General features: G+C 52.0%; 27 protein-coding genes and 1 other RNA gene. 12 read left to right on the top strand and 16 right to left on the bottom strand.

The window, feature by feature from the left end; all coding sequences use genetic code 11:
• Positions 1–91: 91 nt before the first annotated feature.
• Both apt and On2M_RS09845 read right to left on the bottom strand, forming a co-directional pair.
• Positions 92–643, bottom strand: coding sequence for an adenine phosphoribosyltransferase (gene apt, locus On2M_RS09850; RefSeq protein ID WP_005125198.1), 552 nt, complete (start codon positions 641–643; stop codon positions 92–94).
• Positions 644–837: 194 nt separating this feature from the next.
• Positions 838–1215 (bottom strand): DUF454 family protein, encoded by a 378-nt coding sequence (locus On2M_RS09845; protein WP_003847534.1) that lies wholly within the window; start codon positions 1213–1215, stop codon positions 838–840.
• Between the two features lie 69 nt (positions 1216–1284).
• On the opposite strand from On2M_RS09845, the gene priC reads away from it, so the two are divergent.
• Together priC and rsmS are read left to right on the top strand one after the other, a co-directional pair.
• Positions 1285–1812 (top strand): primosomal replication protein N'', encoded by a 528-nt coding sequence (priC, locus tag On2M_RS09840; protein ID WP_187252903.1) that lies wholly within the window; start codon positions 1285–1287, stop codon positions 1810–1812.
• A 13-nt stretch (positions 1813–1825) separates the two neighbouring features.
• Positions 1826–1987, top strand: a complete 162-nt coding sequence (rsmS, locus tag On2M_RS09835) for a pleiotropic regulatory protein RsmS (protein ID WP_151218650.1) — start codon at positions 1826–1828, stop codon at positions 1985–1987.
• A gap of 73 nt (positions 1988–2060) precedes the next feature.
• Here the strand turns inward: rsmS and mscK are convergent, their stop codons facing one another.
• A complete protein-coding gene (gene mscK, locus On2M_RS09830) occupies positions 2061–5426 on the bottom strand; it encodes a mechanosensitive channel MscK (protein WP_210904728.1) in 3366 nt (1121 codons plus the stop codon).
• Between the two features lie 126 nt (positions 5427–5552).
• Entirely contained in the window at positions 5553–6203 is a 651-nt protein-coding gene (gene acrR / locus On2M_RS09825) for a multidrug efflux transporter transcriptional repressor AcrR (RefSeq protein ID WP_003021744.1), read from the bottom strand.
• 141 nt (positions 6204–6344) lie between these two features.
• Here acrR and acrA point away from each other — a divergent pair, with 141 nt between their 5' ends.
• The 6 genes from acrA (at position 6345) to On2M_RS09795 (ending at position 13134) form a co-directional block, all read left to right on the top strand.
• Positions 6345–7538, top strand: a complete 1194-nt coding sequence (gene acrA / locus On2M_RS09820) for a multidrug efflux RND transporter periplasmic adaptor subunit AcrA (RefSeq protein ID WP_151218648.1) — start codon at positions 6345–6347, stop codon at positions 7536–7538.
• 22 nt (positions 7539–7560) lie between these two features.
• Complete coding sequence (gene acrB / locus On2M_RS09815) at positions 7561–10710, top strand: efflux RND transporter permease AcrB (RefSeq protein ID WP_187252904.1); 3150 nt, start codon at positions 7561–7563, stop codon at positions 10708–10710.
• Positions 10711–11198: 488 nt separating this feature from the next.
• Positions 11199–11573 carry an Hha toxicity modulator TomB gene (gene tomB, locus On2M_RS09810; protein WP_151218646.1) on the top strand — a complete coding sequence of 125 codons (375 nt, stop codon included), beginning with the start codon at positions 11199–11201 and terminating at the stop codon, positions 11571–11573.
• 27 nt (positions 11574–11600) lie between these two features.
• Positions 11601–11819 carry an HHA domain-containing protein gene (locus tag On2M_RS09805; protein WP_002892050.1) on the top strand — a complete coding sequence of 73 codons (219 nt, stop codon included), beginning with the start codon at positions 11601–11603 and terminating at the stop codon, positions 11817–11819.
• Between the two features lie 178 nt (positions 11820–11997).
• Positions 11998–12549: a maltose O-acetyltransferase gene (gene maa / locus On2M_RS09800; protein WP_210904727.1), complete on the top strand. Its 552-nt coding sequence runs from the start codon at positions 11998–12000 to the stop codon at positions 12547–12549.
• A 117-nt stretch (positions 12550–12666) separates the two neighbouring features.
• Complete coding sequence (locus On2M_RS09795) at positions 12667–13134, top strand: YlaC family protein (RefSeq protein WP_187252906.1); 468 nt, start codon at positions 12667–12669, stop codon at positions 13132–13134.
• A gap of 81 nt (positions 13135–13215) precedes the next feature.
• Here On2M_RS09795 and ykgO read toward each other — a convergent pair whose 3' ends face one another.
• Positions 13216–13356 (bottom strand): type B 50S ribosomal protein L36, encoded by a 141-nt coding sequence (gene ykgO / locus On2M_RS09790; RefSeq protein ID WP_005125190.1) that lies wholly within the window; start codon positions 13354–13356, stop codon positions 13216–13218.
• A gap of 1 nt (position 13357) precedes the next feature.
• Positions 13358–13618, bottom strand: a complete 261-nt coding sequence (locus On2M_RS09785; RefSeq protein ID WP_016152070.1) for a type B 50S ribosomal protein L31 — start codon at positions 13616–13618, stop codon at positions 13358–13360.
• 186 nt (positions 13619–13804) lie between these two features.
• Between On2M_RS09785 and On2M_RS09780 the strand changes: the two genes are divergently transcribed.
• The gene (locus On2M_RS09780) at positions 13805–15358 is read left to right on the top strand and encodes an EAL domain-containing protein (RefSeq protein ID WP_187252907.1); all 1554 of its coding nucleotides are present in this window, start codon (positions 13805–13807) and stop codon (positions 15356–15358) included.
• Between the two features lie 51 nt (positions 15359–15409).
• Here the strand turns inward: On2M_RS09780 and On2M_RS09775 are convergent, their stop codons facing one another.
• Both On2M_RS09775 and On2M_RS09770 read right to left on the bottom strand, forming a co-directional pair.
• The gene (locus tag On2M_RS09775) at positions 15410–15763 is read right to left on the bottom strand and encodes a DUF1428 family protein (protein WP_151218644.1); all 354 of its coding nucleotides are present in this window, start codon (positions 15761–15763) and stop codon (positions 15410–15412) included.
• Positions 15764–15827: 64 nt separating this feature from the next.
• On the bottom strand, positions 15828–16457 hold the full coding sequence (locus tag On2M_RS09770; RefSeq protein ID WP_210904726.1) for a hypothetical protein: 630 nt from the start codon (positions 16455–16457) through the stop codon (positions 15828–15830).
• Positions 16458–16544: 87 nt separating this feature from the next.
• Between On2M_RS09770 and On2M_RS09765 the strand changes: the two genes are divergently transcribed.
• On the top strand, positions 16545–17972 hold the full coding sequence (locus On2M_RS09765) for a PLP-dependent aminotransferase family protein (protein ID WP_151218642.1): 1428 nt from the start codon (positions 16545–16547) through the stop codon (positions 17970–17972).
• A 59-nt stretch (positions 17973–18031) separates the two neighbouring features.
• On the opposite strand, the gene On2M_RS09760 is transcribed toward On2M_RS09765, so the two are convergent.
• The 3 genes from On2M_RS09760 to ffs form a co-directional block, all read right to left on the bottom strand.
• Positions 18032–18250 carry a hypothetical protein gene (locus tag On2M_RS09760; protein ID WP_151218641.1) on the bottom strand — a complete coding sequence of 73 codons (219 nt, stop codon included), beginning with the start codon at positions 18248–18250 and terminating at the stop codon, positions 18032–18034.
• Positions 18247–18498: a hypothetical protein gene (locus On2M_RS09755; RefSeq protein WP_151218640.1), complete on the bottom strand. Its 252-nt coding sequence runs from the start codon at positions 18496–18498 to the stop codon at positions 18247–18249. Before On2M_RS09755 ends, On2M_RS09760 begins: the two co-directional genes overlap by 4 nt.
• A 198-nt stretch (positions 18499–18696) precedes the next feature.
• An RNA gene (gene ffs / locus On2M_RS09750) (signal recognition particle sRNA small type) lies at positions 18697–18793 on the bottom strand.
• Positions 18794–18955: 162 nt separating this feature from the next.
• Between ffs and On2M_RS09745 the strand changes: the two genes are divergently transcribed.
• The gene (locus tag On2M_RS09745) at positions 18956–19267 is read left to right on the top strand and encodes an MGMT family protein (protein WP_151218774.1); all 312 of its coding nucleotides are present in this window, start codon (positions 18956–18958) and stop codon (positions 19265–19267) included.
• A 31-nt stretch (positions 19268–19298) separates the two neighbouring features.
• Here the strand turns inward: On2M_RS09745 and On2M_RS09740 are convergent, their stop codons facing one another.
• Positions 19299–19868: a YbaY family lipoprotein gene (locus On2M_RS09740; RefSeq protein ID WP_210904725.1), complete on the bottom strand. Its 570-nt coding sequence runs from the start codon at positions 19866–19868 to the stop codon at positions 19299–19301.
• A 212-nt stretch (positions 19869–20080) separates the two neighbouring features.
• Between On2M_RS09740 and tesB the strand changes: the two genes are divergently transcribed.
• Positions 20081–20941: an acyl-CoA thioesterase II gene (gene tesB, locus On2M_RS09735; protein ID WP_151218638.1), complete on the top strand. Its 861-nt coding sequence runs from the start codon at positions 20081–20083 to the stop codon at positions 20939–20941.
• A 72-nt stretch (positions 20942–21013) separates the two neighbouring features.
• On the opposite strand, the gene amtB is transcribed toward tesB, so the two are convergent.
• The 4 genes from amtB to On2M_RS09715 form a co-directional block, all read right to left on the bottom strand.
• A complete protein-coding gene (amtB, locus tag On2M_RS09730) occupies positions 21014–22300 on the bottom strand; it encodes an ammonium transporter AmtB (protein ID WP_151218637.1) in 1287 nt (428 codons plus the stop codon).
• Between the two features lie 31 nt (positions 22301–22331).
• A complete protein-coding gene (gene glnK, locus On2M_RS09725) occupies positions 22332–22670 on the bottom strand; it encodes a P-II family nitrogen regulator (protein WP_003021657.1) in 339 nt (112 codons plus the stop codon).
• Between the two features lie 202 nt (positions 22671–22872).
• Complete coding sequence (locus tag On2M_RS09720; RefSeq protein WP_210904724.1) at positions 22873–24651, bottom strand: SmdB family multidrug efflux ABC transporter permease/ATP-binding protein; 1779 nt, start codon at positions 24649–24651, stop codon at positions 22873–22875.
• Positions 24644–26416 carry a SmdA family multidrug ABC transporter permease/ATP-binding protein gene (locus On2M_RS09715; RefSeq protein ID WP_151218634.1) on the bottom strand — a complete coding sequence of 591 codons (1773 nt, stop codon included), beginning with the start codon at positions 26414–26416 and terminating at the stop codon, positions 24644–24646. The genes On2M_RS09720 and On2M_RS09715 overlap by 8 nt, the downstream gene beginning before the upstream one ends.
• Positions 26417–26451 lie beyond the last annotated feature (35 nt).

The raw sequence follows: 26451 nt of genomic DNA, 5'->3' as shown, positions 1-26451 counted from the left end.
GATTCACAGGAGGGTAATGCTAACACAACCTCGCAGCGACGGCGAGGTTGTGTGTCTCGGTATTACTTCAGACGGGATAAGATAGCCCGACTTAGTGGCCCGGGAATGGTACCAGGCTGTAACAGGTCAGCCCCTGCTTTTCCAGACGCTGTTCGCCGCCCAGATCAAACAGGTTAATGATAAAGGCAGCATCGGTCACTTCGCCACCCAGTCGGCGGATCAACTTCACGGTCGCTTCAATCGTGCCGCCGGTTGCCAGCAGGTCGTCTACAACCAGGACTTTATCGCCCGGTTTGATGGCATCAACGTGAATTTCCAGCTGATCGGTGCCGTATTCCAGCTCATAGCTCTCAGCTATCACCTCACGCGGAAGCTTACGGGGTTTACGTACCGGAACAAAGCCGACGCCCAGACCCAACGCTACCGGCGCGCCAAACAGGAAGCCACGCGCTTCGGTGCCAACCACTTTAGTGATACCCGCATCTTTATAGCGTTCAACCAGCAATTCAATGCTGAGGGCGTAGGCTTTCGGATCTTCCAGTAAACTGGTGACATCACGGAAAAGAATGCCCGGTTTTGGGTAATCGTGGATGCTTTTGATGCTATTTTTGAGAAACTCAAGCTGCTGTGCAGTCGCGGTCATAAGTTTGTGCCTGATTGATACAGTATTACTTCACGGCGCACTATACACTTCATCTTCGACGTATCTTGAATGATTTTGTGTCTATATTAAGGGTCAGGGTTACACTTGCTTAACCTTTGACCATCTGCGCCTGTGCTCGAAAACGGTCGAATTTACTGGCTGCGAGAGACAATTGCAACAGCGATTATTGCGGTTTACTGCTTTTGTTGTTTTTCATCAATCACCGGGATCCGCCACATAAAAATCAGTAAACAGGCGAGAATAACCAGCAGCAGGCCGCGCACCCACATCATATTGACCAGCCAGAGTGAAATAGCAAACGTCACCAGGATTAACAAAATTGCGCGTGGCTTCGCTCCAGGCGGCATCGCGCGGTGTTTTTGCCAGTGACGCAGATACCCGCCGAACCACGAACGGTACAGCAGCCAGTCGTGAAAGCGCGGCGATGAGCGGGCAAAACACCAGGCGGCCAGCAGGATAAATGGCGTCGTGGGCAGCAACGGCAATACAACGCCCAGCGTGCCTAACACTACCGCTATCCAGCCAATGATGATTAGAATAATGCGTTGCATAATATCAGTACTTAACACAGAGAATCGCTACTTTAGCATAACAGTTCTCATTTTCATCGGAGTGTTGTCGTGAAAACCGTCATGCTGCTACAGACGCTCGAAAACCAGCTTAATCGCCTGCGCCAGCAGTGTGCCCCGCTGGCGCATCACGCCACGCTGAGCGCCCGCTTTGACAGGCATCTGTTTCACACTCGCAGCACGTTGCTCCAAGCTTATCTGGTTGAAGCTGAAGATAATCTCGCAGCCTTGCGGCGCGCAGTTGAACAGCAACAACTACCACAAATTAGCTGGCTGGCGGAACACCTTGCCTCACAGTTAGAGGCGATTTCGCGTGAAACCGCCAGTTGGTCACTCCGCGAGTGGGACTGCGCATCTCCAGGCCTGGCGCGCTGGCAGCGCAAGCGAGTTCAACACCAGGAGTTTGAACGCCGACTGGTGGAAATGACGCATGAACGCAAAAAGCGTCTGGCTCAGGCAACGGGTTTTGAAGAACAGCAAAAACTGCATCGTGAAGTAGAAGCATTCGAGGCGCGACTGGCACGCTGTCGCCATGCCCTGGCGAGAATAGAAAACGTGCTGGCGCGTTTAACCCGTTAATCCCGGAGAATTTATGTCATTAGAGAACGCCCCGGACGAGATCAAACTGGCCGTCGATCTGATTGTCCTGCTTGAAGAGAATCAGATGGAGCCTGAAATTGTGCTGAAAGCGCTGGAGATTGTGAAGCAGGATTACGAGAAGAAACGGCTCTCTTTATCTAAAAAAGATCTGTAACTGAAAACCTGATGGCATTGCACTTATCAGGCCTACGAATGAATCGAAGCTCGCAGGCCTGATGATTTTTCTATTAACCTACCGAAGGCGTCGGGTCATCACCTTTAATGATGTCACGCTTAACCTCGGTCACGGTGTCGCCCTTCGCGTTGTGCAGGTGCACTTCGAGCTGGTTAAAGGCAATATCAATGTCGTTTTCACGGCACAAACGATCGACCGCACGGTTAAGCTCATCAACCGTATGGCTACGATCGCGCAATTCGCGCACGTATAAACGCAGCTCATGATCCAGCGTGCTGGCGCCGAAGGCGGTAAAGAACACCGCTGGTTCCGGATCGTGCATCACTTTCGGGTGCTCCATCGCCGCCTGCAGCAGCACCTTCTTAACTTTGTCCAGATCCGAACCATAGGCCACGCCAATGCGAATCACCAGGCGCGTGGTAGTATCGGAGAGCGACCAGTTGATCAAGCGCTCCGTCACGAACGCTTTGTTCGGGATAATCACCTCTTTGCGATCGAAGTCGGTAATGGTGGTGGCACGAATTCGAATCTTGCTGACCGTTCCTGAGAACGTACCGATGGTAACGGTATCGCCGATGCGGACCGGGCGTTCAAACAGGATAATCAGGCCGGAAACAAAGTTACCGAAAATTTCCTGCAAGCCAAAACCCAGACCAACCGACAGGGCGGCGGCCAGCCACTGTAGCTTATCCCACGAAACACCGAGCGATCCGAAGACCGTCATTGCGCCGATGGCGATGATCGCGTAGTTAAGGATCGTAGTGATCGCATAGGAAGCACCCTGGCGCATTTTCAGTCGCGACAGCACCAGCACTTCCAGCAGCCCTGGTAAGTTGCGGATCAACGCCCACGCCACCATTGATGCAATAATCGCAAACAACAGGCTGCCCATGGTGACGTCTTTCACCACTGCCGCACCCGCTTCGGTGCCGTTGTAATGCCAGAGCGTAATGCTGTCGAGATAGCTGAACACGGTGATCAAATCAGACCAAATGGCCCAGAACAAGACACCAAACAGGGCAACCATTACCAGCATAGTTATACGCAGCGTTTGTTGGTTAACCTGCTCCAGCGCGATGGTCGGCTCTTCCTGCGGCTCTGCACCCTCCGCCCCTTCTTTCACCAGGTTCTGACGACGCGCCAGCGCGCGACGCCAGGCGATACGACGTGCCGCGACGCTCAACCCACGCAGCACGGTCTGGTACAACAGGTTCCAGAGAATGACCAGATAAACCGTTTCAATCCAGCGTCCCGCCAGGCGCAGCGTGGTGTAGAAATAGCCGGTCGCCGTCAGCACCATTAATGCTATCGGGATAATAGACAGCACGGTAATCGTCACCAGACGCAGACCATGCGACTCTTTATCACGCCAGCTTTCGCGGCACATTGGCCATACCAGGAAGGCGATCAGCAGCAGGTTGAGGAAAATGACCGCCTGCCCAAGCACATCGTCCATTAAATTAAGCGGCGACAACTCAGCAATAACCGACCAGAAGTTCAACGGCAACAGTGCGAGGCTGATGCGCACAATCTGACGACGCCAGTGGCTGGTCTGCTTCGCAGGCATGCCAAAATGACGAATCGCCACGCCATCCTTTTCCAGCACCTTCCAGCACAAACCAAACACCAGCCAGAAGACAGTCATCTTCTTGCTGAACGCCCACAGCAGGTCGCTGATATTCAACTGCATAGTCAAAAGAATCAGACCTACCGCGAGGATAATCAGGCACGCCGGCAAGGCTCTGATGAGATCGATCAGAATCGCTTTTGGTGTATTGAGCTGACTGTCATTACGCAGGTTACCCACCGCAGCGGCTAATTTCGCCTGATACTCTTTCAACCATTTCAGACGCCAGCGGATTAACCCGGCAATGAGCAATAGCGGCAATCCCGCCAGGAACGCAATAAACACCGCGGGCCATGCTTTCTCCCAGTTAACCGTGATTTTCATCGACTTAAACTGGTCTTTAAGCGTTTGCGGGAAAGCTTTGATCCAGTCCCAGTCCATCGGACGGTTACTGTTAACCCAGAAAATCTGCTGCGTGAGGATCCCTCTCAGGTTTTTCGACACACTCATTAACTGCTGCTGGTTAATTTGCAGATTAATCGCCATCATCAGCTGATTGCCAAGCTGCTTATTTAGCTGATCCAACAGTTCACGACGCATATCCACGACCTGCAGTAAGGCATCATGGACTTCGCCGTTCACTTCGTTGCGGTGCCCTTCTTCCAGTTTGGCGACAAACGCATCATTCTGGAACAGCGCGTCGCGCTGCTGGTTGACCTCAAACTGCTCCAGACGCAAGTCGGCGATCCGGTTGGTCATATCGGCAAGTTCATCCGCAGACGGCAGTGTTTGTTGTTGCTGATACAGAATACGCGACAGCAGCAGACTTCCCTTCAGAACGGCGATCTGTTCTTTAATGTTGCGTTCGGATTGCAGCGCGCGGTCAAGCCAGTTTTTAACTTTGATATTTTGCTGCATCAGGCTGTTGCCATTTTCGGTCGCGGCAATCAGACGCTGGCTGAGCTGATGGTTAACATCAAGCTCCTGCTTCACTAACGGATTGGACTGAATACGCTCGGCCTCGTCAGGATTGACCGCTTCCTGCGCCGTTTTTTCGGTTAACGTCAGTCGCTTGCTGTTCACCGCTTCCTGCAGGAGCTGGAGCTGATGCTCAAGGCGGTTACTGTTCGCCGTCACGTAATCACGTTGTTTTTGCAAGGTATCCTGCAAAATCGTATTCCCTTCGAGGCTCTTACGCTGTTGGTCGATCTGCGCATTCAGCAGCGCCTGCTGCGCCTGTAACAGCACCTGCTGGCTGGGGCGTAAAGCTCCTTCGCCTACATTAGTGCCATCAAGTCGGTTGCGGATTTGCTGCATCTGCTGCGACGCGGTGTACATCGCATTTTGTACGCGCTCTGGCTGGGTCTGCAGTGATACCAGTTGGCTGTTATACGTGGCCAGATCGTTTTGCGAGCTTTGCAGGTCATCCAGGACCTGCGCTACGCGCGACTCAAGTTGTCGTAAGGAAAGCGTGCTCAGCGTTTTTCGCGTTTCGTCGTCATTATCGACATCGCTGAGTGAATTTAGCGCATCCGTCGCCTGGCGCATTTTCTCTGGCGCCTGGGCCACTTTCTGGCGAAGCTGTACGGTCTCATCTTTCACGCGATCGATTTTATCCAGCGTGGCAATGGTATCGATGAGATCCTGTTGGACCAGCTTATCCTGCGCGGAGAGATCTTTTTGTTTATTCAGCGTGTCTAACTGGCTCTGAATATCAGCTTTCGTCGGCAGTTCACCACTCTGTTGCGCCCGCGCAAATGCAGATGACTGGCAGGATAACAATAGAATGAAGAAAAGAATGCTAATAGCAATTACATGCTGTGAACGTTTATAGAGCTGCAACATAGTCATGAGAATGAATGTTTCTGAACCAGGAAAGTGACCGGAAATAGTCAAGTGACAAGAATATCACGGCTGTGAACGGCAGAATAGCAGAAGGCAAAATGACCAGGAGAATTCCTGGTGCAGAATGGCAAACTAGCTTGTCTCTCCTGCCTGCAGACGCAAGCTTGGACAAAGCAGACACATCTCCAGCAGTACCGCCACGTACTGGCGAGCCTCATTCTTCAGATCAAATGATTCGGGAGCAAATAACCAGTTCTCCATGATCCCGGAAATATAGCTACGCATTAACACCGCTACACGACGTGTGTTCAGGTTTTCCGGCAACATGTTGACATCCATACAGTGGCGTAACGTTTTTTCTATGCGGTCATAGTTTTCCAGACACAGGCTACGTTCGACTAACTGAACTGATGCTATTTCCCCGACAAATTCGCATTTGTGGAATATAATCTCCATCAATAAACGTCGGCGTTCTTCTGTCACGGTAGTTTCAAGAACGTAAATTAAAATTTCTCTTAATACTGATAGTGGATCGTCAGGGAATTTTGCCTGATACTCAGTCTCTAACTCATCAATGTTAGGTTTTGCTAGCTCCCAGATTTCACTGAATAAATCCGATTTGTTTTTGAAATGCCAATAGATTGCACCGCGCGTCACACCAGCGGCTTTTGCGATCTCAGCCAGCGAGGTGGATGAGACCCCTTGTTGCGAAAACATACGCAGAGCGACATCGAGAATGTGTTGTCGTGTTTCCTGTGCTTGTTGTTTGGTTTTTCGTGCCATAGGTCAGTGAATTTACAGGCGTTAGATTTACATACATTTGTGAATGTATGTACCATAGCACGACGATAATATAAACGCAGCAATGGGTTTATGGGCTTTAAGCCATTGATCAATTTGAAATCGGACACTCGAGGTTTACATATGAACAAAAACAGAGGGTTAACGCCTCTGGCAGTCGTTCTGATGCTCTCAGGCAGCTTAGCGCTAACAGGATGTGACGACAAACAGGCCCAACAAGGGGGCCAGCAAATGCCAGAGGTTGGAGTTGTTACGCTCAAAACTGAACCTCTACAGATCACAACCGAACTTCCGGGTCGCACCAGTGCGTTTCGTATTGCTGAAGTTCGTCCTCAGGTTAGCGGGATTATCCTGAAACGTAATTTCACGGAAGGTGGTGACATCGAAGCGGGTGTATCTCTCTATCAGATTGATCCTGCTACTTACCAGGCCGCTTATGAAAGTGCAAAAGGTGATCTGGCCAAAGCACAAGCCGCAGCAAATATCGCTCAACTGACGGTGAAACGTTATCAGAAACTGTTAGGTACGAAGTACATCAGCCAACAGGACTACGATAGCGCGCTGGCTGACGCACAGCAGGCAAACGCCGCCGTTGTTGCCGCGAAAGCCGCGGTAGAAACTGCACGCATCAATCTGGCTTACACCAAAGTGACGTCGCCGATCAGCGGTCGCATTGGTAAATCATCCGTTACGGAAGGCGCTCTGGTACAAAACGGTCAGGCGACCGCACTGGCGACCGTTCAGCAGTTGGATCCCATCTATGTAGACGTGACGCAGTCAAGTAATGACTTCCTGCGCCTGAAACAAGAGCTGGCCAACGGCACGCTGAAGCAAGAGAACGGTAAAGCGAAAGTTGAGCTGGTGACCAATGACGGCATTAAATACCCGCAGTCCGGTACGCTGGAATTTTCTGATGTGACGGTAGATCAAACCACTGGGTCGATTACGTTACGCGCAATTTTCCCGAACCCGGATCATACCTTACTGCCGGGTATGTTCGTCCGCGCACGTCTGGAAGAAGGGATTAACCCAACTGCATTACTGGTTCCACAGCAAGGCGTTACCCGCACACCGCGTGGCGATGCCAGTGCATTGGTTATCGGTGCTGACAACAAAGTTGAAACGCGTCAAATTGTCGCCGCACAAGCGATTGGCGACAAATGGTTAGTCACTGATGGACTTAAGCCAGGCGACCGCGTGATTGTTACTGGGCTGCAAAAAGTACGTCCTGGCGCTCAGGTAAAAGCGCAGGAAATAACCGCAGATAACAACCAGCAAGGCGCAAGCGGTAGCCAGTCTGAGCAGTCCAAGTCTTAACTTAAACAGGAGCCGTTAAGACATGCCTAATTTCTTTATCGATCGCCCAATATTTGCGTGGGTGATCGCCATTATCATCATGTTGGCAGGGGGGCTCGCGATCCTCAAATTGCCGGTGGCGCAATATCCAACTATTGCACCGCCAGCAGTGACGATCTCCGCGACCTACCCTGGCGCTGATGCCAAAACAGTACAGGATACTGTTACGCAGGTTATCGAACAGAATATGAACGGTATCGATAACCTGATGTACATGTCCTCTAACAGTGACTCAACCGGTACGGTTCAGATCACCCTGACTTTCCAGTCAGGCACTGATGCTGACATTGCGCAGGTTCAGGTGCAGAACAAACTGCAACTGGCGATGCCGCTGCTGCCGCAGGAAGTACAACAACAGGGCGTGAGCGTTGAGAAATCGTCCAGTAGCTTCCTGATGGTTGTCGGCGTTATCAACACCAACGGCACCATGACGCAGGAAGATATTTCCGACTATGTGGGCGCCAACATGAAGGACGCGATCAGCCGTACTTCAGGTGTGGGTGATGTGCAGCTGTTCGGTTCCCAGTACGCGATGCGTATCTGGATGGATCCGAACAAACTGAACAACTTCCAACTGACCCCGGTTGATGTGATCAGCGCCATTAAAGCGCAGAATGCCCAGGTTGCAGCCGGTCAGTTAGGCGGTACGCCGCCGGTGAAAGGCCAGCAACTTAACGCGTCGATCATTGCGCAAACCCGTCTGACCTCCGCAGATGAGTTCGGCAAAATTCTGCTGAAAGTAAATCAGGATGGTTCCCAGGTGCGTCTGCGCGACGTCGCGAAAGTCGAACTGGGTGGCGAAAACTACGACATCATTGCGAAGTTCAACGGTAAACCGGCTTCCGGTCTGGGTATCAAGCTGGCGACAGGCGCGAACGCCCTCGACACCGCTAACGCTATCCGCGAAGAGCTGAAGAAGATGGAACCGTTCTTCCCGTCAGGTCTGAAGATCGTATACCCGTATGACACTACGCCATTCGTAAAAATCTCTATTCACGAAGTAGTGAAAACGCTGGTTGAAGCAATCATCCTCGTATTCCTGGTTATGTATCTGTTCCTGCAGAACTTCCGCGCGACGTTGATTCCGACTATCGCTGTGCCAGTAGTGTTATTGGGTACGTTTGCCGTCCTTGCGGTTTTCGGCTTCTCGATAAACACACTGACGATGTTCGGTATGGTGCTCGCCATCGGCCTGTTGGTGGATGACGCCATCGTTGTGGTCGAGAACGTTGAACGTGTAATGGCTGAGGAAGGTCTACCGCCGAAGGAAGCAACGCGTAAATCAATGGGCCAGATTCAGGGCGCACTGGTGGGTATCGCGATGGTACTGTCAGCGGTATTTATCCCGATGGCGTTCTTCGGAGGGTCTACCGGTGCAATCTACCGTCAGTTCTCCATCACCATTGTTTCGGCAATGGCGTTGTCAGTGCTGGTGGCATTGATTCTGACCCCTGCCCTGTGTGCGACCATGCTCAAACCGATTGCAAAAGGCGATCACGGAGAAGGTAAAAAAGGCTTCTTCGGCTGGTTTAACCGCATGTTTGATAAGAGCACGCACCATTACACCGACAGCGTAGGCGGTATTCTGCGCAGCACCGGTCGTTATCTGGCGCTGTATCTGATCATCGTCGTGGGCATGGCCTATCTGTTCGTTCGTCTGCCAAGTTCGTTCCTGCCGGATGAAGACCAGGGGGTATTCCTGTCAATGGCTCAGCTGCCAGCGGGTGCAACGCAAGAGCGTACCCAGAAGGTGTTGGACGAGATGACGGATTACTATCTGACCAAAGAAAAAGCGAACGTTGAATCGGTGTTTGCCGTTAACGGTTTCGGTTTTGCGGGTCGTGGTCAGAACACCGGTATCGCGTTCGTCTCGTTGAAAGACTGGAGTGAACGTCCCGGCGAAGAGAACAAAGTTGAGGCCATTACTCAACGTGCGATGGGCGCATTCTCGCAGATTAAAGATGCCATGGTCTTTGCCTTCAACCTGCCAGCAATTGTGGAGTTAGGTACTGCTACCGGTTTCGACTTCCAGTTGATTGACCAGGCGGGCCTGGGCCATGAGAAACTGACGCAGGCACGTAACCAGCTGTTTGGTGAAGTCGCGAAGCATCCTGACCTGCTAGTCGGCGTACGTCCTAACGGTCTGGAAGATACGCCGCAGTTCAAGATCGATATCGATCAGGAAAAAGCGCAGGCTCTGGGTGTTTCCATTAGCGACATTAATACAACGCTGGGTGCGGCATGGGGCGGAAGCTACGTGAATGACTTCATTGACCGTGGTCGTGTGAAGAAAGTTTACGTCATGTCTGAAGCGAAATACCGTATGTTGCCGGAAGACATTGGAAACTGGTATGTCCGCGGCAGCGATGGACAAATGGTACCGTTCTCTGCCTTCTCGACCTCACGCTGGGAATACGGTTCACCGCGTCTGGAACGCTACAACGGTCTGCCTTCCATGGAAATCTTAGGCCAGGCCGCACCGGGTAAAAGTACCGGTGAAGCCATGGCAATGATGGAGCAACTGGCCAGCAAACTGCCATCTGGTATCGGCTATGACTGGACCGGTATGTCCTACCAGGAACGACTGTCCGGCAACCAGGCCCCTGCCCTGTATGCCATTTCACTGATTGTCGTATTCCTGTGTCTGGCGGCATTGTACGAGAGCTGGTCCATTCCGTTCTCCGTTATGCTGGTGGTACCGTTGGGGGTAATCGGCGCATTGCTGGCAGCAACATTCCGCGGCCTGACCAACGACGTTTACTTCCAGGTGGGCCTGCTCACAACCATTGGGTTATCGGCGAAGAACGCGATACTTATCGTCGAATTCGCCAAAGACTTGATGGATAAAGAAGGCAAAGGTCTGATAGAGGCGACGCTGGACGCGGTCCGCATGCGTTTACGTCCGATCCTGATGACCTCGCTGGCCTTTATTCTGGGCGTAATGCCACTGGTAATCAGCTCCGGCGCAGGTTCCGGCGCGCAGAACGCCGTTGGTACTGGCGTAATGGGCGGGATGGTGACGGCAACCGTGTTGGCTATATTCTTTGTGCCGGTGTTCTTTGTGGTGGTACGCCGCCGCTTTAGCCGTAAAAGCGAAGATATTGAGCATAGCCACTCAGTAGACCATCATTGATACCTTTCTAAACATAAGGCCGCGCAAGCGGCCTTTTTTCTGAAAAATCATAAAATTCACGTATTGCGATTTCGTTTATTTTCTCCAGGTTAAATAATCGATATAATCCTTGTAGCCTTAAAGGCTATTCTTAAAAAATGATTAAGAGTACTTATTAACCTTAATAAATATTAAGATTATTCCTGGTAAGCAGCACACATTGTTGGCAGTGGCCTTGCATTTGTTAACCTAATCAAGATAACCCGATGATTGCCCGAAGAATAAAGAAGTTGTCCCATTTCGAATAGCGGCAGAGATCTGTTAAAATGTAAAAATGACCCTGCATCATAATTTTGCATAATTGTAATTTTTCGTGATATGACGATGAAATCTTTTTTAGAGTAGATTATAGTTAAATCATCAGGAGTCGCGGGCAAGTTCCAGGTAGTTTGTTGTATCCATCCCGAAAGGTGTTCGGTTAGTTTAAGCCACTAAGAAGGGGATGCGTTATGGATGAATACTCACCCAAAAGACATGATATCGCACAGCTTAAATTTCTCTGTGAAACCCTGTATCATGACTGTCTTGCAAACCTTGAACAAAGTAACCATGGCTGGGTTAATGACCCTACCTCTGCCACCAGCTTGCAGCTCAATGAACTGATAGAGCATATTGCAACCTTCGCACTTAATTATAAAATTAAGTACAATGAGGACAATAAGCTGATTACGCAGATAGATGAATATCTGGATGACACTTTTATGTTGTTCAGCAGTTATGGTATTAATATGCAGGATCTGCAGAAATGGCGGAAGTCAGGTAATCGACTGTTTCGCTGTTTTGTCAATGCCACCAGGGCTAATCCTGTTAGTTTGTCTTGTTAAAAATTATTACAATCATAGGTAAGAGTTATGTCCGATAAACCATTAACTAAAACTGATTATTTGATGCGCCTGCGACGTTGCCAGACAATTGACACCCTTGAGCGCGTTATTGAAAAAAATAAATATGAATTGTCCGACAACGAACTGGCTGTATTTTACTCAGCAGCAGATCATCGCCTTGCTGAATTGACCATGAATAAGCTCTACGACAAGATTCCAACTTCTGTTTGGAAATTCATTCGCTAATACTCACAGGTTAAGTCAGGTATCGCGGCACATTTGTCTGGCTGACCATTTTCGTATTTACAATGATTATTTAATTCAAATCACGTGACTACGATCACAGCGAAGAAACGGGAACGTTCCCCTTGAGTGCATTGCGTTTTACTGTGTTGAAATGACTACCAGACACAGGGAATTCGTAATGAGTAATGAAAAGCAAAAAATGATCGCTGGCGAACTTTATAGCCCTGCAGATGAAACGTTACGCCACGACCGGCTACGCGCTCGTCAGTTGACCTGGCGCTACAATCTTACCGCTCCTGATGAAAAAAGTGAGCGACAGACTATTCTGCATGAACTGTTGGGCCAGAGTAAAGGCGCTTACATTGAACCCTCTTTTCGCTGTGATTACGGCTACAACATCTATCTCGGTAAAGAATTTTACGCCAACTTCGACTGCGTTATGCTCGACGTCTGCCCAATCCATATTGGCGACAACTGCATGTTAGCTCCAGGAGTCCATATCTATACCGCGACCCATCCGCTGGATGCTACCGAGCGAAACAGTGGCATGGAGCTTGGCAAACCTGTGACTATTGGCAACAACGTATGGATAGGTGGACGCGCGGTGATAAACCCTGGCGTAACGTTGGGTGATAATGTGGTTGTGGCCTCAGGCGCGGTGGTTACGAAAAGCGTTCCAGCAAATAGCGTGGTCGGGGGCAATCCCGCCAGGATTATCAAAACGCTGTGATCTTAAATGTAACTGTTATGCTAAATTGTGGTTAATCTGTTACTTTCATCAAAAGGTATCCCCTTTTTAAAATAGGGCGATCGTACCTGAACATCGCAGACACCACGAAGGCAAGAGATGACAGAAATACAGCGCCTGCTTACCGAAACCATCGACGACTTAAATATTCGCGAAAAACGCGACAACAAACCGCGCTTTAGCATCAGCTTTATTCGCAAATATCCTGGCCTGTTTATCGGCATGTATGTTGCGTGGTTTGCCACGCTGGCGGTGATGCTACAGTCAGAAACGTTAGTCGATTCAGTATGGCTGCTGGTGGTTCTGTTCGTCATACTCAACGCGTTTTTCTTTTTCGACGTTGCGCCAAGATACCGCTTTGAAGATATCGACGTACTGGATTTCAGAGTTTGCTATAACGGCGAATGGTATAACACGCGCTTTGTTCCCTCTTCACTCATAGATACCATCATGCACTCACCTTCCGTCGATAGCGAACATAAAACGCAGTTGCAAAAGATGATATCCCGTAAGGGCGAGCTCTCTTTCTACGATGTGTTTACGCTAACTCGGTCCCAGAACAGTTAGTAAGCGCGTCTCAGCGCAGATAAAAAAAGTGCGTCCCTGTAAAGGGAACGCACTTTATTCCCTGAAATGCTGGCAAAGAAACTAACGTCTTTTTTTACGTCCTTGAACCGCTTTAAAGCGCGGATTCGTTTTGCAGATAACGTACAAACGCCCTTTGCGTTTCACTATCTGGCAGTCGGGATGACGCTGTTTTGCACTACGAAGTGAATTAAGTACCTGCATCTTAACCTCGCTTAGTGCCAATAAAATGACCAAAACGCTTCTGGAAACGTGCTGCACTGCCTTCGTTATCAAAGGTTTTTTGTTTCCCGGTGTAGTACGGATGCGATTTGGAAGAGATATCCAGAGTCACATACGGGTACATTTTCCCCTCAAACTCAATCTCACGCTCCGTTTTGATGGTCGAACCGACCTTAAAGAATTCATTGGCGCTGGTATCGTGAAACACCACGGTACGGTAAAAAGGATGAATATCCGGTTTCATGGCAACCTCAAATTGTTATGTTATAACATACAAACAAAATACACCACTCTTGTACGAATCTCAACCCGATTTACGTTGTGGTTTTTTAACGGGACGATAAATGGCCGTAAATATATGATGCCAATCGAATTGCTTTTTCGGCTTTCAGATATACTTTCCCTACGCTGTATAAATAAGGATATCACCGTGACAACACGACATCTGATAAGCTTGGTGACAGGGGTACTGTTTCTTTCCATCCTCGCCCCCGTAGGTTTAAGCCTGTGGCTGGCGCATCGTCAGGTTGAAACGAAATTTATCGATGAACTCGATATGTTCTCCATGCGCGCTGCATTACGTACGGAACGCGTTGGCGAACAGGCCAAAAAAGCCTTACGCAGTATCGAGTCCTTTCAGGGCGTGCCATGCAGCGACGAACACTTGCTGGAAATGCGTCGTTTATCATACAGTTACCGTAACATTCAGGAAGTGCTGTACCTTAAAGATAACGTTCCACAATGCTCATCCCTGGAAAAAAGAAGCCAGGCGGTCGCGTTTCCTCCGGCAATGAAAGTCACGCCAGATGGATATCGCGCGTGGCTGACCACGCAAAACGATTTGGGCATCAAACGTTTTATGGCGGCATTAGGTAGCCAGCATTACGTCGTGATGATCGATCCCGGTTCTTTTATTGACGTCATCCCGTTTGGATCCTGGCCGATTGAAGTCGCCATCATTGGCACCGCGCGTAACATGGTGGTAGCCAGTAGCGCCGATCTGCCATCGGACGTTTTACACCATGTGCAACAAGAGCGTTCGATTACCCATTTTCAGAAAGATGGCAGTATTTATAACGCCCGCCCTTTCCCCGAGTTGGGCATTACGGTTGTAACATGGGCATCCACATTACCCGTGCAAAAAAGCTGGCATAGACAGGCGCTGATCTGGCTGCCGGCAGGGATTCTTATCGGTTTACTCACCGCCGCTTTTATTCTGCGTATTTTACGCCGTTTACAGTCTCCCCATCACCAATTGCAGGACGCTATCCAGCATCGGGATATCAAGGTTCACTACCAGCCGATTATCTCGCTTAAAACGGGCAAAGTGGTCGGGGCAGAAGCGCTGGCTCGCTGGCAGCAAGCCGACGGAAGCTATCTGTCGCCGGAAATTTTCGTCGCAATGGCACAAGAAACCGGGCTTTCTGAGCCGCTTACTCTTTTGATTATTGAAAGCGTATTTGACGATCTTGGAAGATGGCTGCGTCAACATCCTGACCAGCATATCTCCATTAACCTTGAGTCAGCCGATCTGACCTCGGAAACGCTTCCTGCGCTGTTGAGCCGCAAGGTGAATCAATGGCAACTAAAGCCTGAGCAAATCGCGCTGGAGCTGACCGAACGCGAGTTTGCCGACCCGAAAAACAGCGCGCCCTTTATTGCCAAATACCGTCAGGCTGGTCATTCAATTTATATTGATGACTTTGGCACCGGCTATTCCAGCCTGAGCTATTTGCAGGATCTGGATGTGGACATCCTGAAGATAGACAAATCGTTTGTCGATGCGCTGGAGTACAACAACGTCACACCGCATATCATCGAGATCGCGAAAACACTGAAGCTGGAGATGGTGGCTGAAGGTATTGAAACCGAGAAGCAGGAAGCCTGGCTACGCCAGCATGGCGTACAGTATGGTCAGGGCTGGCTTTATAGCAAAGCGCTGCCGAAGGCGGCATTTATTCTGTGGGCAGAAAAACGGCTTTAACGTAGCGGTTGATACTGAGATGGCTGGCGGCACGCCGCACAGCCAGTCACATCACTCTTCCATGATGGGCGCAAATCCACCGTAGATCATCCGCTTGCCATCAAATGGCATAGATTCCCCGAATTCCTTCATCCGGGGATCGGACATCATCTTCTGATTCGCCGCGTCACGGACCTCTTTGGAAGGGTATTCAATCCAACTGAATACCACCTCTTCATGATCCAAGGCTTTCACTGCCATGCGAAAATCGGTCAGTTTGCCGTCGGGAACATCATCTGCCCAACACTCCACCACGCGCAATGCGCCGAACTCCTTGAAAAGCGGAGCTGCTTTTGCCGCCATCGCAATGTACGCCTCCTTGTTTTCAGCGGGTACGGCAACCACAAAGCCATCAACATACTTCATGAGAAAAACCTCCGAAGTGTACTGCGCGGCAAGCCGATTCCGGCCGCGTCAGTCGAGACTAAGTTTAGTCGCCAGCAGACGATCGTGCCCCAGGCGCATTCCTGGGACGGATTCGCGACTGCGGCTGATGGCGAAACCACGGCAGGCAAATCTGAATGAGCGGCCCGATAGCCAGCGCATACAGCACCGTCCCAACCCCGACGGTTCCCCCCAGCAGCCAGCCGATAAGCAGAACAGACACTTCAATTGCGGTGCGAATTCGTCGTACTGGCCAGCCGGTTCGCGCGTGAATACCAGTCATCAGACCGTCACGCGGGCCTGCGCCAAAACCGGCGCCAATGTACAGACTGGTGGCTAACGCATTCAGGATCACCGCTGACACCAACAGCCCGCTGCGCGCCATCAGGGATTCAAATCCCGGTATAACCACCAGTGCGACATCTGCCGCCAGCCCGATCATAATCACGTTGCTCAACGTGCCAAAACCCGGGCGCTGGCGTAGCGGTATCCATGCCAGCAGCACCAATACGCCCACGGCGATAATCACGACACCGATATTCATCGACACTAAATTTGCCACGCCCAGGTGAAATACGTTCCACGGATCGGCCCCTAGATCGGCACGGACAAACATCGCCGTCGACACACCGTACAGCGTCAGCCCGATAAACAGCTGAAGTAAACGACGCAGCATGTTATTTCCCTTTTACTCTCAGATGGCTTTCATCTTCACCGCAATTGGCACTATGATTAATGTCCAGTTTTCAAAAAGTGGACTGTTATGTCATCTCGCCGTTACGGAAGTCAATCTTTGCAGCGCCTGCTCGGGCACTGGCAGGAAAGCCCCTCACGAACGCCTATCTGGCGACAACTGGCGGAAGCATTACGTCTGCTGATCCTTGATGGTCGACTGGCGCTGGATAGTCGCTTGCCCGGTGAGCGCGAGCTCGCCGCCGTTCTGGAAGTAAGTCGAACCACCGTCGCCAGCGCCATGGCGCAACTGCGTGAAGAGGGATATCTGGAAAGTCGTCATGGGAGCGGCTCACGGGTGATCCTGCCGGAACACATTCGCCATGTGCCAACGCGAACCAGCACCGGCACAGCGCTTGATTTGTCCACGGCGGCACTGAGTGCTGGCCCTGAAATTCACCAGGCTTACCAGCAAGCGCTGTTTGCGATGCCGCAGCATTTGCTAAGCTCTGGGTATCTGCCACAGGGGCTTGCTGTTTTGCGTGAATCCATCGCCCGGCATTATTGCGAACGCGGACTCCCGACACAGCCCGATGAAATAATGGTCGTGAACGGCGCGGTCAGCGGACTGGCGCTGATCCTGCGTTTACTCACCGGTCCCGGCGATCGCGTAGTGGTCGATCATCCCACTTATCCGCTGGCGATTGCAGCAATACAAGGGGCGTCATGTCGCCCCGTTGGCGTGTCGCTGCCTGAGCACGGTTGGGATACGGCGGGTCTGGTTGCCACTCTCGCGCAAACCGCCCCGAGAATGGCCTATCTGATGCCGGACTTTCACAACCCGACCGGCCGCTGTATGGACGCCGCAACTCGTCAGGTCGTGGCGGATATTGCTGAAAGGACGCGCACTACACTGGTGGTCGATGAGACCATGGTGAACCTGTGGTATGACGCCCCGCCTCCACCGCCACTTGCTGCATTCAATCGCGATGCACCGATAATTCTGCTGGGTTCGGCAGGGAAAAGCTTTTGGGGCGGATTACGTCTGGGCTGGATTCGGGCCTCGTCGCGTACCATTGCCGCGCTGGTACAAACCCGCGACACCTTCGATTTGGGCTCTCCGGTGCTGGAACAACTCGCCACCAGCTGGTTGCTGGATAACGCCGCCGACTTTCTTCCTGGCAGAAGACGCCTGCTCACATCGCAGCGAGACTTGTGCTCGAGCCTGATGAACTCACATTTCCCGGAGTGGCAATTTACCCAGCCACAGGGAGGACTCTCTTTCTGGGTTGAACTACCCGATACGCTGGCAACGCTCTTTGCCACGCGCGTCGAAAGCGCTGGCATCCAGTTGGGTACCGGTACGCGATTTGGCCTTGATGGCGCATTCGATCGCTTTTTGCGTATGCCCTTCACGTTACCGGGTGACACTGCGCGCGCCGCCTTCAGAGTATTGCAACCCATTTGGGATAATCTGCGTTTACAGGCCAGCAGCGGGAAAATGCGTAAAATAATCTAAGCGACGAGTCAACGGACTCGCCCAGGAATGCCGCAATGGACGAGGAAGTCCCGGCAATATTACCGCTGAGGGGGAACCGGAAATCCCTTCAGCGAAATGACGAAATTCTCACCATCTTTTTTAATTTTTGCCCCTGCATCACACCAGTCGGAGGCAATACGAAAGAACTCATCGCTGCCGACATTCCAGCTCAAACGAACATGTTTCACATAACCGGAGCGCAGCATTTCACAGGCTTCGCTGTAATTACAGGCGGTTGAGAGCGGTTGTTGTTTCATTTTTTCTTCTTCAGCAATTTTCGCAATGCTTTGATTTCTTTAGGAGTCAGAGCGTCAACTACGGATTCTTCCGTATGCTGGCTATCGATATCCTCAGCAGAGACTCCTGCCTCTTCAACGGCGGAAAATGCGATTAGCAGCAGTTTTTCCGTTGCGATACTTAAATTCTCGTTATGTACTTCAGCGTAATGGCGAAGCTTTTCTTTTAGCGCCTCATCAATTTTGACATTCAATACAGCGGTCGACATCGTAAAAAATCCTTGTGGTCAGCCAAAACACATCGGATGCAAGACCCATGGCATTACAACGCGATGGCAGCGGCAAAAGCATCAAATAACATCCCCGAAACACATTGACAGCATTTGATGACATTAAAATGACAATACGATGACAAAAAAAGTAGATAAGCAGAAGGAAAATTGCCGGACGGCAGAATTGGGTGGGGGCCCTGCCAGCTACATCCCGGCACACACGTCATCTGCCTTGGCTGCTTCCTTCCGGACCTGACCTGGTAAACAGAGTAGTGTTGCGGGAGAACCAACAGAGCCCCCATTGAGAGCGTTGTTAACCAACGCGCAGGCGCATTATCACTGCTGCACCCTGTAATTGCAACCCATCCAGCACCGGATGCTGTTTTCTTGCGCAATGCGGCTTCACTCCTTCACCATTCGGCATTATGCTGAAGGATTAGCGCAGGAATAAATGATGGATATACAAGACACTTTCCCCCAACGCGTCTGGCAAATTGTCGCGTCAATTCCCGAAGGTTTCGTCACCACTTATGGCGATGTGGCCAGGCTTGCGGGATCGCCTCGGGCTGCGCGTCAGGTAGGCGGCGTGCTTAAACGTCTTCCCGAAGGGAGTAGCCTGCCCTGGCATCGGGTGGTCAATCGCCATGGTATTATTTCGCTGACTGGGCCTGACCTGCAACGCCAACGTCAGGCGTTACTGGCAGAAGGGATCGTGGTTTCAGGAAGCGGACAGATCGATTTACAGCGCTATCGCTGGGTGTACTAACCCTCCCCAGGCGGAGAGGGTTATGAAAACCTTAGTACTGCGTGGGAGCAGGAACCGCAGAAGACGGATTCATCTGGGTTGGTGACGTTGACGGCACCGTGGTTGCAGAGCCACCACTCGCCTGAACCGGTACTGCCGTTTGCTGCACAGGCACCAGCGTCAGGTCGGCTTTCTTACCACCCTGATTAATCACCGGCTGAACGGTATCGGTGATAAAGACCAGTTTGTCATTAACCGTAATGGCCGCACTCAGCAGGATACGCGCGTTAGGCTGAATATCTGCCGGGTTAAACGGTAATACGAAGCTGAATGGTGCTTGCTTACCTTCAGTACGAACCGCTTTTTGCGACAGCACTTTTGACGGCGCATCAGCCAGTGACGCATCCGACAGCGTCACGGTCAGCACCGCATCAGGTGGCAAGGCCACTTTCTGACGGATCCATACTGTACCGGAGACATTCGGCTGTTGAATTTTAGACTGTGTGTCAGCAATTGACATATTAGGGCTTGGCGCAGGTGTCTGAATATCCGCGCTTTTATCAGCACAGGCCGCTAAAGCGACCGCAACCGCTAAACCACTTACCATGTGCACGAGTTTCATTAAATTCTCCTTATCATCTATGCACCAGCGAGAACTTTCCTCGCCAGAAGAGTGGTTAACAAAAACATAACGTGACTAAGTGTGGCACAAGACAGCTGGTTTTGCCTGTAATCGGCCAGTAATTCAGACAATTGCACCCATCGGACCACTTTTAAAATTGCGTTATACTCTGCCTACCTCGCTGCGACATCGATATCACCTGGAGAGCACGTATGAGTCTGGCACTGAAAAATTTGCTGACATTGTTAAATCTGGAAAAAATTGAAGAAGGACTCTTTCGGGGCCAAAGTGAAGACTTAGGGTTACGTCAGGTTTTTGGGGGACAGGTTGTCGGTCAGGCGCTATATGCCGCAAAAGAAACCGTACCGGAAGAGCGCCTGGTGCACTCCTTTCACAGTTATTTTTTACGCCCCGGCGATAGCCAAAAGCCGATCATCTATGATGTGGAAGTCCTGCGTGATGGTAACAGCTTTAGCGCACGTCGCGTTGCCGCGATCCAGAATGGTAAACCCATTTTTTACATGACTGCTTCGTTTCAGGCACCGGAAGACGGATTTGAACATCAGAAAACCATGCCAAAGGCACCGGGTCCCGATGAGCTGAAATCAGAAACGGAAATTGCCCGCTCAGTGGCGCATTTGCTGCCGCCGTTGTTGAAAGAAAAATTTATTAACGATCGTCCGTTGGAAGTGCGACCAGTGGAGTTTCATAATCCCTTAAAAGGTCACGTCGCACCTCCGGCGCGTCAGGTGTGGATCCGAGCCAACGGAACACTACAAGACGATCTGCGCGTTCATCAGTATCTGCTGGGGTATGCCTCAGATCTGAACTTCCTGCCTGTTGCGCTGCAGCCCTACGGGATTGGCTTCCTGGAGAAAGGGATTCAGATCGCCACTATTGACCATTCCATGTGGTTCCACCGTCCGTTCAATATCAATGAGTGGCTGCTGTATAACGTCGAGAGTACTTCGGCCTCCGGTGCCCGGGGCTTTGTTCGCGGAGAGTTTTATACCCAGGACGGCGTGCTGGTCGCTTCTACCGTCCAGGAAGGGGTAATGCGTAATCGCAATTGATGTCTTATCCGGCCTACAGACTAAATCATCGTAGGCCGGATAAGCGTTTAGCACCATCCGGCAGTTTGAGATTCAGGCGTTATAAGCGTTCTCACCATGGCTGTTCACATCCAGACCTTCGCGCTCCTGCTCTTCCGGTACGCGCAGACCAACCGTCATGTCCGCCAGCTTATAACCAATGAAAGCCACCACACCGGACCAGACGATGGTGATCGCCACGCTTTCCAGTTGTATCAGCAGCTGATGCCCCATGGTCACACCCTCGGCAAAGCCCACGCCTCCCAGAGAACTTGCAGCGAAAACTCCGGTCATGATGCAGCCGACAATGCCGCACACACCGTGAACGCCAAACACGTCACACGGGTCATCCACGCGCAGAAAACGCTTCAGCATGGTTACGCCCCACAGACCTGCCAGCCCCGCAACGACACCAATAATCAGCGCACCGCCAACACCGATATAGCCACATGCAGGTGTTACGCCTACCAGACCGGCAATGGCGCCAGAACACGCGCCCAGCAGAGACGGTTTGCCACGCAGCGCCCATTCGCCGAAGATCCATCCGAGGATGGCGGCCGCGGTGGCAACCACGGTGTTGACGAAGGCCAGTGCAGCGATTTCATTCGCCATACCCGCAGAACCAGCGTTAAAGCCAAACCAACCAATATAAAGGATAGCGGTACCGGTGAAGACCATCGGCAGATTGTGCGGTTTAAAGGCTTCTTTACCAAAACCGACGCGTTTGCCAATCAGATACGCCCCCACCAGGCCGGCAATCGCCGCGTTGATGTGCACCACTGTTCCACCTGCAAAATCCAAGGCGCCATGGGAAGCCAGCAAGCCGCCGCCCCAGACCATATGGGCAATGGGGATATAGGATAGCGTTAGCCACACCACCACAAAAATCAGCACCGCAGAGAAGCGAATACGTTCAGCCAGTGCCCCAACGATAAGTCCCACGGTGATGCAGGCGAACGAGCCCTGAAAAGCAACGTGAATGTACTGGTAGAAGCTCCCCGTGACCGCCGTCAGCGCGATGTTCTTCAGCAATACCCAGTTAAAGTTGCCGAAGAAATTATTCCCTTCACCAAAGGCCAGTGAGTAGCCATAAACCACCCATAAAATACAAACCAGAGCAAATGTCACTGTAACCTGGGTCAGCATCGACAACACGTTCTTACCGCGAATCAAACCGCCGTAGAACAGCGCAATGCCTGGGATAGTCATAAACAGCACCAGTGCGGTACAGATCATCATAAAAGCATTATCCGCTTTATCCGCAACAGCCGGTGCCGCCATCGACAGCCCCGGCAGCAGCGCCAGTGAAGCAATACCCGTTTTCATCGTCGCTATCTTCATTTTTTGGTTTCCTATCACTGTGTGCCAGAAATTACAGTGCGGCTTCGTCGGCTTCGCCGGTACGAATACGAATCACACGTTGCAGCTCGGCGACGAAGATTTTGCCGTCGCCAATTTTTCCGGTGTAGGCCGCCTTACTGATGACATCAATCACGCCATCCAGTTGGTCGTCGGCAATCGCCACATCAATCTTCACCTTTGGCAGAAAGTTGACGCTATATTCTGCCCCACGGTACAACTCAGCATGACCTTTCTGTCGGCCAAACCCCTTCACTTCGGTGACGGTTAGCCCCTGAATACCAATAGACGACAATGCTTCACGGACGTCTTCGAGTTTGAACGGTTTGATTACCACGGTAACCAGCTTCATAGATCCCCTCCAGTCAGAATTCAGTAGTGGCTGCAGATACACCTGTTGAATGTTGCAAGGGATGTGCCAGGAATGAAAAATGCGGAATAGTTCAGGCTTACAGGGTACTGTCGAGGGAGAAAAAGAAAAAACGCACTATGGCGGTGCATAGTGCGTTACATTTTTGCACCAGATTGTTGATTGTCGTATCAGAGCTACGCTATCAGGCGAGCACAGAATCCTCTTGCGTGCTGGCGGCTAACTCCTCACCCGCCAGCTGCAGCTGGTACATCTGCCAGTAACGGCCTTGTGCCGCGAGTAATTGCTGGTGCGTACCACGCTCAACCGCCTGCCCACGATGCAGCACCAGAATGGTATCCGCATCGACAATCGTCGATAACCGATGCGCAATCACCACCAGCGTGGTGTGTTCACGTACCGCCGCCAGCGCGTGCTGTATGGCCTGTTCAGTGCCGGAGTCAATACTGGCCGTGGCTTCGTCGAGGATCAGCACCTGCGGCGTTTCAACCAATACCCGTGCCAGCGCCAGCAGCTGTTTCTGCCCAACAGAGAGATTATTGCCCTGCTCGCCCAGCCGGGTATGAATCCCCTCACTTAGACCCCGCGCCAGTTCCGCTAGCTGTACGGTTTCCAGCGCCTGCCACACCCGTTCTTCTGAGATATCACGACCCAGCGTGACGTTTGCCAGGAAAGTATCTGCCATCACCACCGGATCCTGCTGCACCATCGCGATGCCCTGACGCAATGCACCGTGGCTCAGTGAAGACAACGGCCGTCCATCAAGACGGATTTCACCCTGCGTCAGAGGGTAGTACCCCATCAGCAGGCTGGCCAGCGTACTTTTGCCGCTGCCAGTGTGTCCGACCAAAGCCACAAAACTGCGCGATGGTACGGACAGGCTGATGTTTTGCAGCACCAGATTGTCGTCACGATAGGCAAATGAAACGTTATCCACCTCAATGTCCCCGCTCTTCAGCGGTCGCTCATCGTCACCATAGCGCTGACGTGGTCCGTCCATCAGCTCGAACACTCGCTCACCGGCGACAACCGCCTGTTGCAACATGGATTGCTGGGTAGTCAACTCAATCAGCGGTTCGTTCAAACGGCCAAGATAGCTGATAAACGCGTACAGCACGCCAACCTCGATGGCGCTGCCAGAGGTAAAGCTGAACAACATCAGCAAACCGCAGAGGATCAGCGCCGAGAAAAGGCTCAACAGCGGACGCAGCAAAAAGCCATCCAGGCGCAGAGTCTGCATACGCGCCATATAGTGCGAACGGCTGGCCTCGCCCATTCTCTCGCCAAATCGCGCCTGCTGGCGGAACTGTTGGATAACGCTCATGCCGTTGATAACTTCGTTAAAGCCATCGTTAATATCCGCCAGATAAGCGCGAACCCGGCGCACAATCGGGGTGCTGTAACGTTGATAAATCACCATCACCACCAGCACAGCCGGGAAAATGGCCATCGCCACCAGCGCCATACGCCACTCGAGGCTAAACATCGCTACCAGCATGGCGCCGATTAAGGCCGCGCTGCGCAGCACCGTTGCAACCACCGTCACGTACAAATCGCGAATAACTTCGGTGTCATTGGTCACGCGGGAGATAAGCTGCCCGACAGGTTGCGTATCAAAGGCGCTCAGCGGCTGGCGTAACGCCGCGTCCATTACGTCGGTGCGTAACTGTTGTACTACGCCAACCGCCGCCTGGTTAAACAGCAATGACTGTGCGTAATGCAGGCCTGCTGCCAGCAGTTGCAGACCGATATACGCCGTAACCAGCCCGGCGACCATTGCCAGCGGCAGATTATTCTTCGCCACCATGTTATCGATAAAATAGCTAATCAGCAGCGGGCCGCTGACTTCCGCCGCCGCCGCCACCCACAGCATGACCACCGCAATTGCCAGCTGTTTTCGCCACGGAGAGCCGTACGCCAGTAGTCTTTTCAGGGGCGGCCATAGCTGCCCAAAACTACGCATTAGCCGCCTCCTCGTTTATTTCTGGTGTATCAGACAGCGCCGCTTCCAGTTGCTGATAGCGGTACATATCGCGATACCAGCCAGGCTGCTGCACTAAGGCCTCATGTTCGCCGCGCTGAGCAACATGCCCATGTTGCATCACAATAATCTCGCTGGCCTCCGTCAGGGCGGATAAGCGGTGGGCGCTGATAATCACGGTTCTGCCTTCGCCCCACTGGCGCAGGTTATGCAGGATCTGATGCTCGGTACGACCATCTACTGCCGACAGCGCATCATCCAGAATCAGGATTTCAGCGTTTAGCAGTAGCGCTCGGGCGATAGAAATACGCTGTTTTTGCCCACCCGACAGCATCACCCCGCGTTCGCCTACTTCGGTGTTATAGCCTTGTGGAAGCCGTAGAATATCCTCATGGACGCTGGCGAGGCGCGCCACATGTTCGATCTCTTCTTGCGTGGCCTGTGGGCGTCCCAACGCGATGTTGTTGCCGACGGTATCCGAAAACAGGAATGGCGTCTGGCTGACAACCGCCAGTCGGCTGCGCCAGCTATCCAACTGTAAGCGCGTCAGCGGGATATCATGAAAGCGCACATCGCCCTCGGTGATATCAAAATGACGCTGGATCAGCGACAACACCGTACTTTTCCCCGCGCCGGTCGGACCACAAATGCCCAGCATTTGCCCAGGATTGAGCTGGAAGTTCACATTTTCCAGTGCCGGGTGGGTGGTTTGCGGGTAGCAAAATTCGCGAATCGCCACCGCCAGTTCGCCGCGTCCTTCCGGCACGGGTTCTGTGCCGTCATCCACCACCGGTGCCTCAGCCAGCATGGCGCGAATACGGCTGTAGGCGGCGCTGCCACGCTCGACGATGTTAAACATCCATGCCAGCGCCAGCATCGGCCAAATCATCAGGCCGAGATACATCATAAAGCTGGTGAGCTGGCCGAGCGTCAGCGAACCGTGTACCACCATCCAGCTTCCTCCGGCAATCGCCAGTAGATTAGCCATCCCAATGGCGATATAAATTGTGGGATCAAAGCGAGCGTCAATGCGTGCCACGCGCAGGTTTTTCTTACCGGTATCTTCGGCATCTGCGGCAAATAATGCCGACTGCCGATCCTCGAGACCAAAGGCCTTGATCATGCGAATACTGGTCAGACTTTCCTGAGTACGATCGTTGAGACTGGAAAACGCCGCCTGAGCCAGCTTAAAGCGGTTGTGGAGTCGATCGCCGTAACGCTTGATCATTAACGCCATCACCGGCATCGGCAGCAGCGCAATGAGCGTGAGCTGCCAGCTGATCTGCGTGGACATCACGATCAGCACCGCGCATCCCATGACCAGAGAATCTACGAGCGTCAGCACGCCTTCACCAGCGGCGAATACCACGCGATCGACATCGTTGGTGGCACGCGCCATCAGATCGCCCGTGCGGTGACGCAGATAAAACTCTGGATGCTGGCGACTCAACTGACGGTAATAATCTTCCCGCAGCTCAACCGCCAGTTGGTAGGATGCGCCAAACAATAGCACGCGCCAGACATAGCGCAGCAAATAAACCACCACGGCGATCAATGCAATGGTTCCCACCCACATCAACAGCCGCTCGGTGGTGAAGCGTTGAGTGGTTACCCCATCGACAATGATCCCAACCACTTTCGGCGGAATAAGCTGAAGAATAGCGATGATGATAAGCAGGGCCACCGCCCCGAGGTAGCGACGCCACTCCCGGCGGAAGTACCAGCTTAATTGAGCAAATAATCGCACGTGTAATGTCCTGACAAAATTTTCGGCAATAAGCG

Origin of the sequence: Citrobacter sp. On2M, assembly GCF_018035235.1 — a bacterium.
Classification (GTDB): domain Bacteria; phylum Pseudomonadota; class Gammaproteobacteria; order Enterobacterales; family Enterobacteriaceae; genus Citrobacter; species Citrobacter meridianamericanus.
Note: the sequence above shows the minus strand (reverse complement) of the source record. Positions and strands in the feature narration are given on the sequence as shown.

Bases quoted from the DNA above. Each gene is read 5' to 3' on its own strand.
- apt (WP_005125198.1), bottom strand. From the start codon at position 643: ATGACCGCGACTGCACAGCAGCTTGAGTTTCTCAAAAATAGCATCAAA.
- On2M_RS09845 (WP_003847534.1), bottom strand. From the start codon at position 1,215: ATGCAACGCATTATTCTAATCATCATTGGCTGGATAGCGGTAGTGTTA.
- rsmS (WP_151218650.1), top strand. From the start codon at position 1,826: ATGTCATTAGAGAACGCCCCGGACGAGATCAAACTGGCCGTCGATCTG.
- mscK (WP_210904728.1), bottom strand. From the start codon at position 5,426: ATGACTATGTTGCAGCTCTATAAACGTTCACAGCATGTAATTGCTATT.
- acrR (WP_003021744.1), bottom strand. From the start codon at position 6,203: ATGGCACGAAAAACCAAACAACAAGCACAGGAAACACGACAACACATT.
- acrA (WP_151218648.1), top strand. From the start codon at position 6,345: ATGAACAAAAACAGAGGGTTAACGCCTCTGGCAGTCGTTCTGATGCTC.
- acrB (WP_187252904.1), top strand. From the start codon at position 7,561: ATGCCTAATTTCTTTATCGATCGCCCAATATTTGCGTGGGTGATCGCC.
- tomB (WP_151218646.1), top strand. From the start codon at position 11,199: ATGGATGAATACTCACCCAAAAGACATGATATCGCACAGCTTAAATTT.
- On2M_RS09805 (WP_002892050.1), top strand. From the start codon at position 11,601: ATGTCCGATAAACCATTAACTAAAACTGATTATTTGATGCGCCTGCGA.
- maa (WP_210904727.1), top strand. From the start codon at position 11,998: ATGAGTAATGAAAAGCAAAAAATGATCGCTGGCGAACTTTATAGCCCT.
- On2M_RS09795 (WP_187252906.1), top strand. From the start codon at position 12,667: ATGACAGAAATACAGCGCCTGCTTACCGAAACCATCGACGACTTAAAT.
- ykgO (WP_005125190.1), bottom strand. From the start codon at position 13,356: ATGCAGGTACTTAATTCACTTCGTAGTGCAAAACAGCGTCATCCCGAC.
- On2M_RS09785 (WP_016152070.1), bottom strand. From the start codon at position 13,618: ATGAAACCGGATATTCATCCTTTTTACCGTACCGTGGTGTTTCACGAT.
- On2M_RS09775 (WP_151218644.1), bottom strand. From the start codon at position 15,763: ATGAAGTATGTTGATGGCTTTGTGGTTGCCGTACCCGCTGAAAACAAG.
- On2M_RS09770 (WP_210904726.1), bottom strand. From the start codon at position 16,457: ATGCTGCGTCGTTTACTTCAGCTGTTTATCGGGCTGACGCTGTACGGT.
- On2M_RS09765 (WP_151218642.1), top strand. From the start codon at position 16,545: ATGTCATCTCGCCGTTACGGAAGTCAATCTTTGCAGCGCCTGCTCGGG.
- On2M_RS09760 (WP_151218641.1), bottom strand. From the start codon at position 18,250: ATGAAACAACAACCGCTCTCAACCGCCTGTAATTACAGCGAAGCCTGT.
- On2M_RS09755 (WP_151218640.1), bottom strand. From the start codon at position 18,498: ATGTCGACCGCTGTATTGAATGTCAAAATTGATGAGGCGCTAAAAGAA.
- On2M_RS09745 (WP_151218774.1), top strand. From the start codon at position 18,956: ATGGATATACAAGACACTTTCCCCCAACGCGTCTGGCAAATTGTCGCG.
- On2M_RS09740 (WP_210904725.1), bottom strand. From the start codon at position 19,868: ATGAAACTCGTGCACATGGTAAGTGGTTTAGCGGTTGCGGTCGCTTTA.
- tesB (WP_151218638.1), top strand. From the start codon at position 20,081: ATGAGTCTGGCACTGAAAAATTTGCTGACATTGTTAAATCTGGAAAAA.
- amtB (WP_151218637.1), bottom strand. From the start codon at position 22,300: ATGAAGATAGCGACGATGAAAACGGGTATTGCTTCACTGGCGCTGCTG.
- glnK (WP_003021657.1), bottom strand. From the start codon at position 22,670: ATGAAGCTGGTTACCGTGGTAATCAAACCGTTCAAACTCGAAGACGTC.
- On2M_RS09720 (WP_210904724.1), bottom strand. From the start codon at position 24,651: ATGCGTAGTTTTGGGCAGCTATGGCCGCCCCTGAAAAGACTACTGGCG.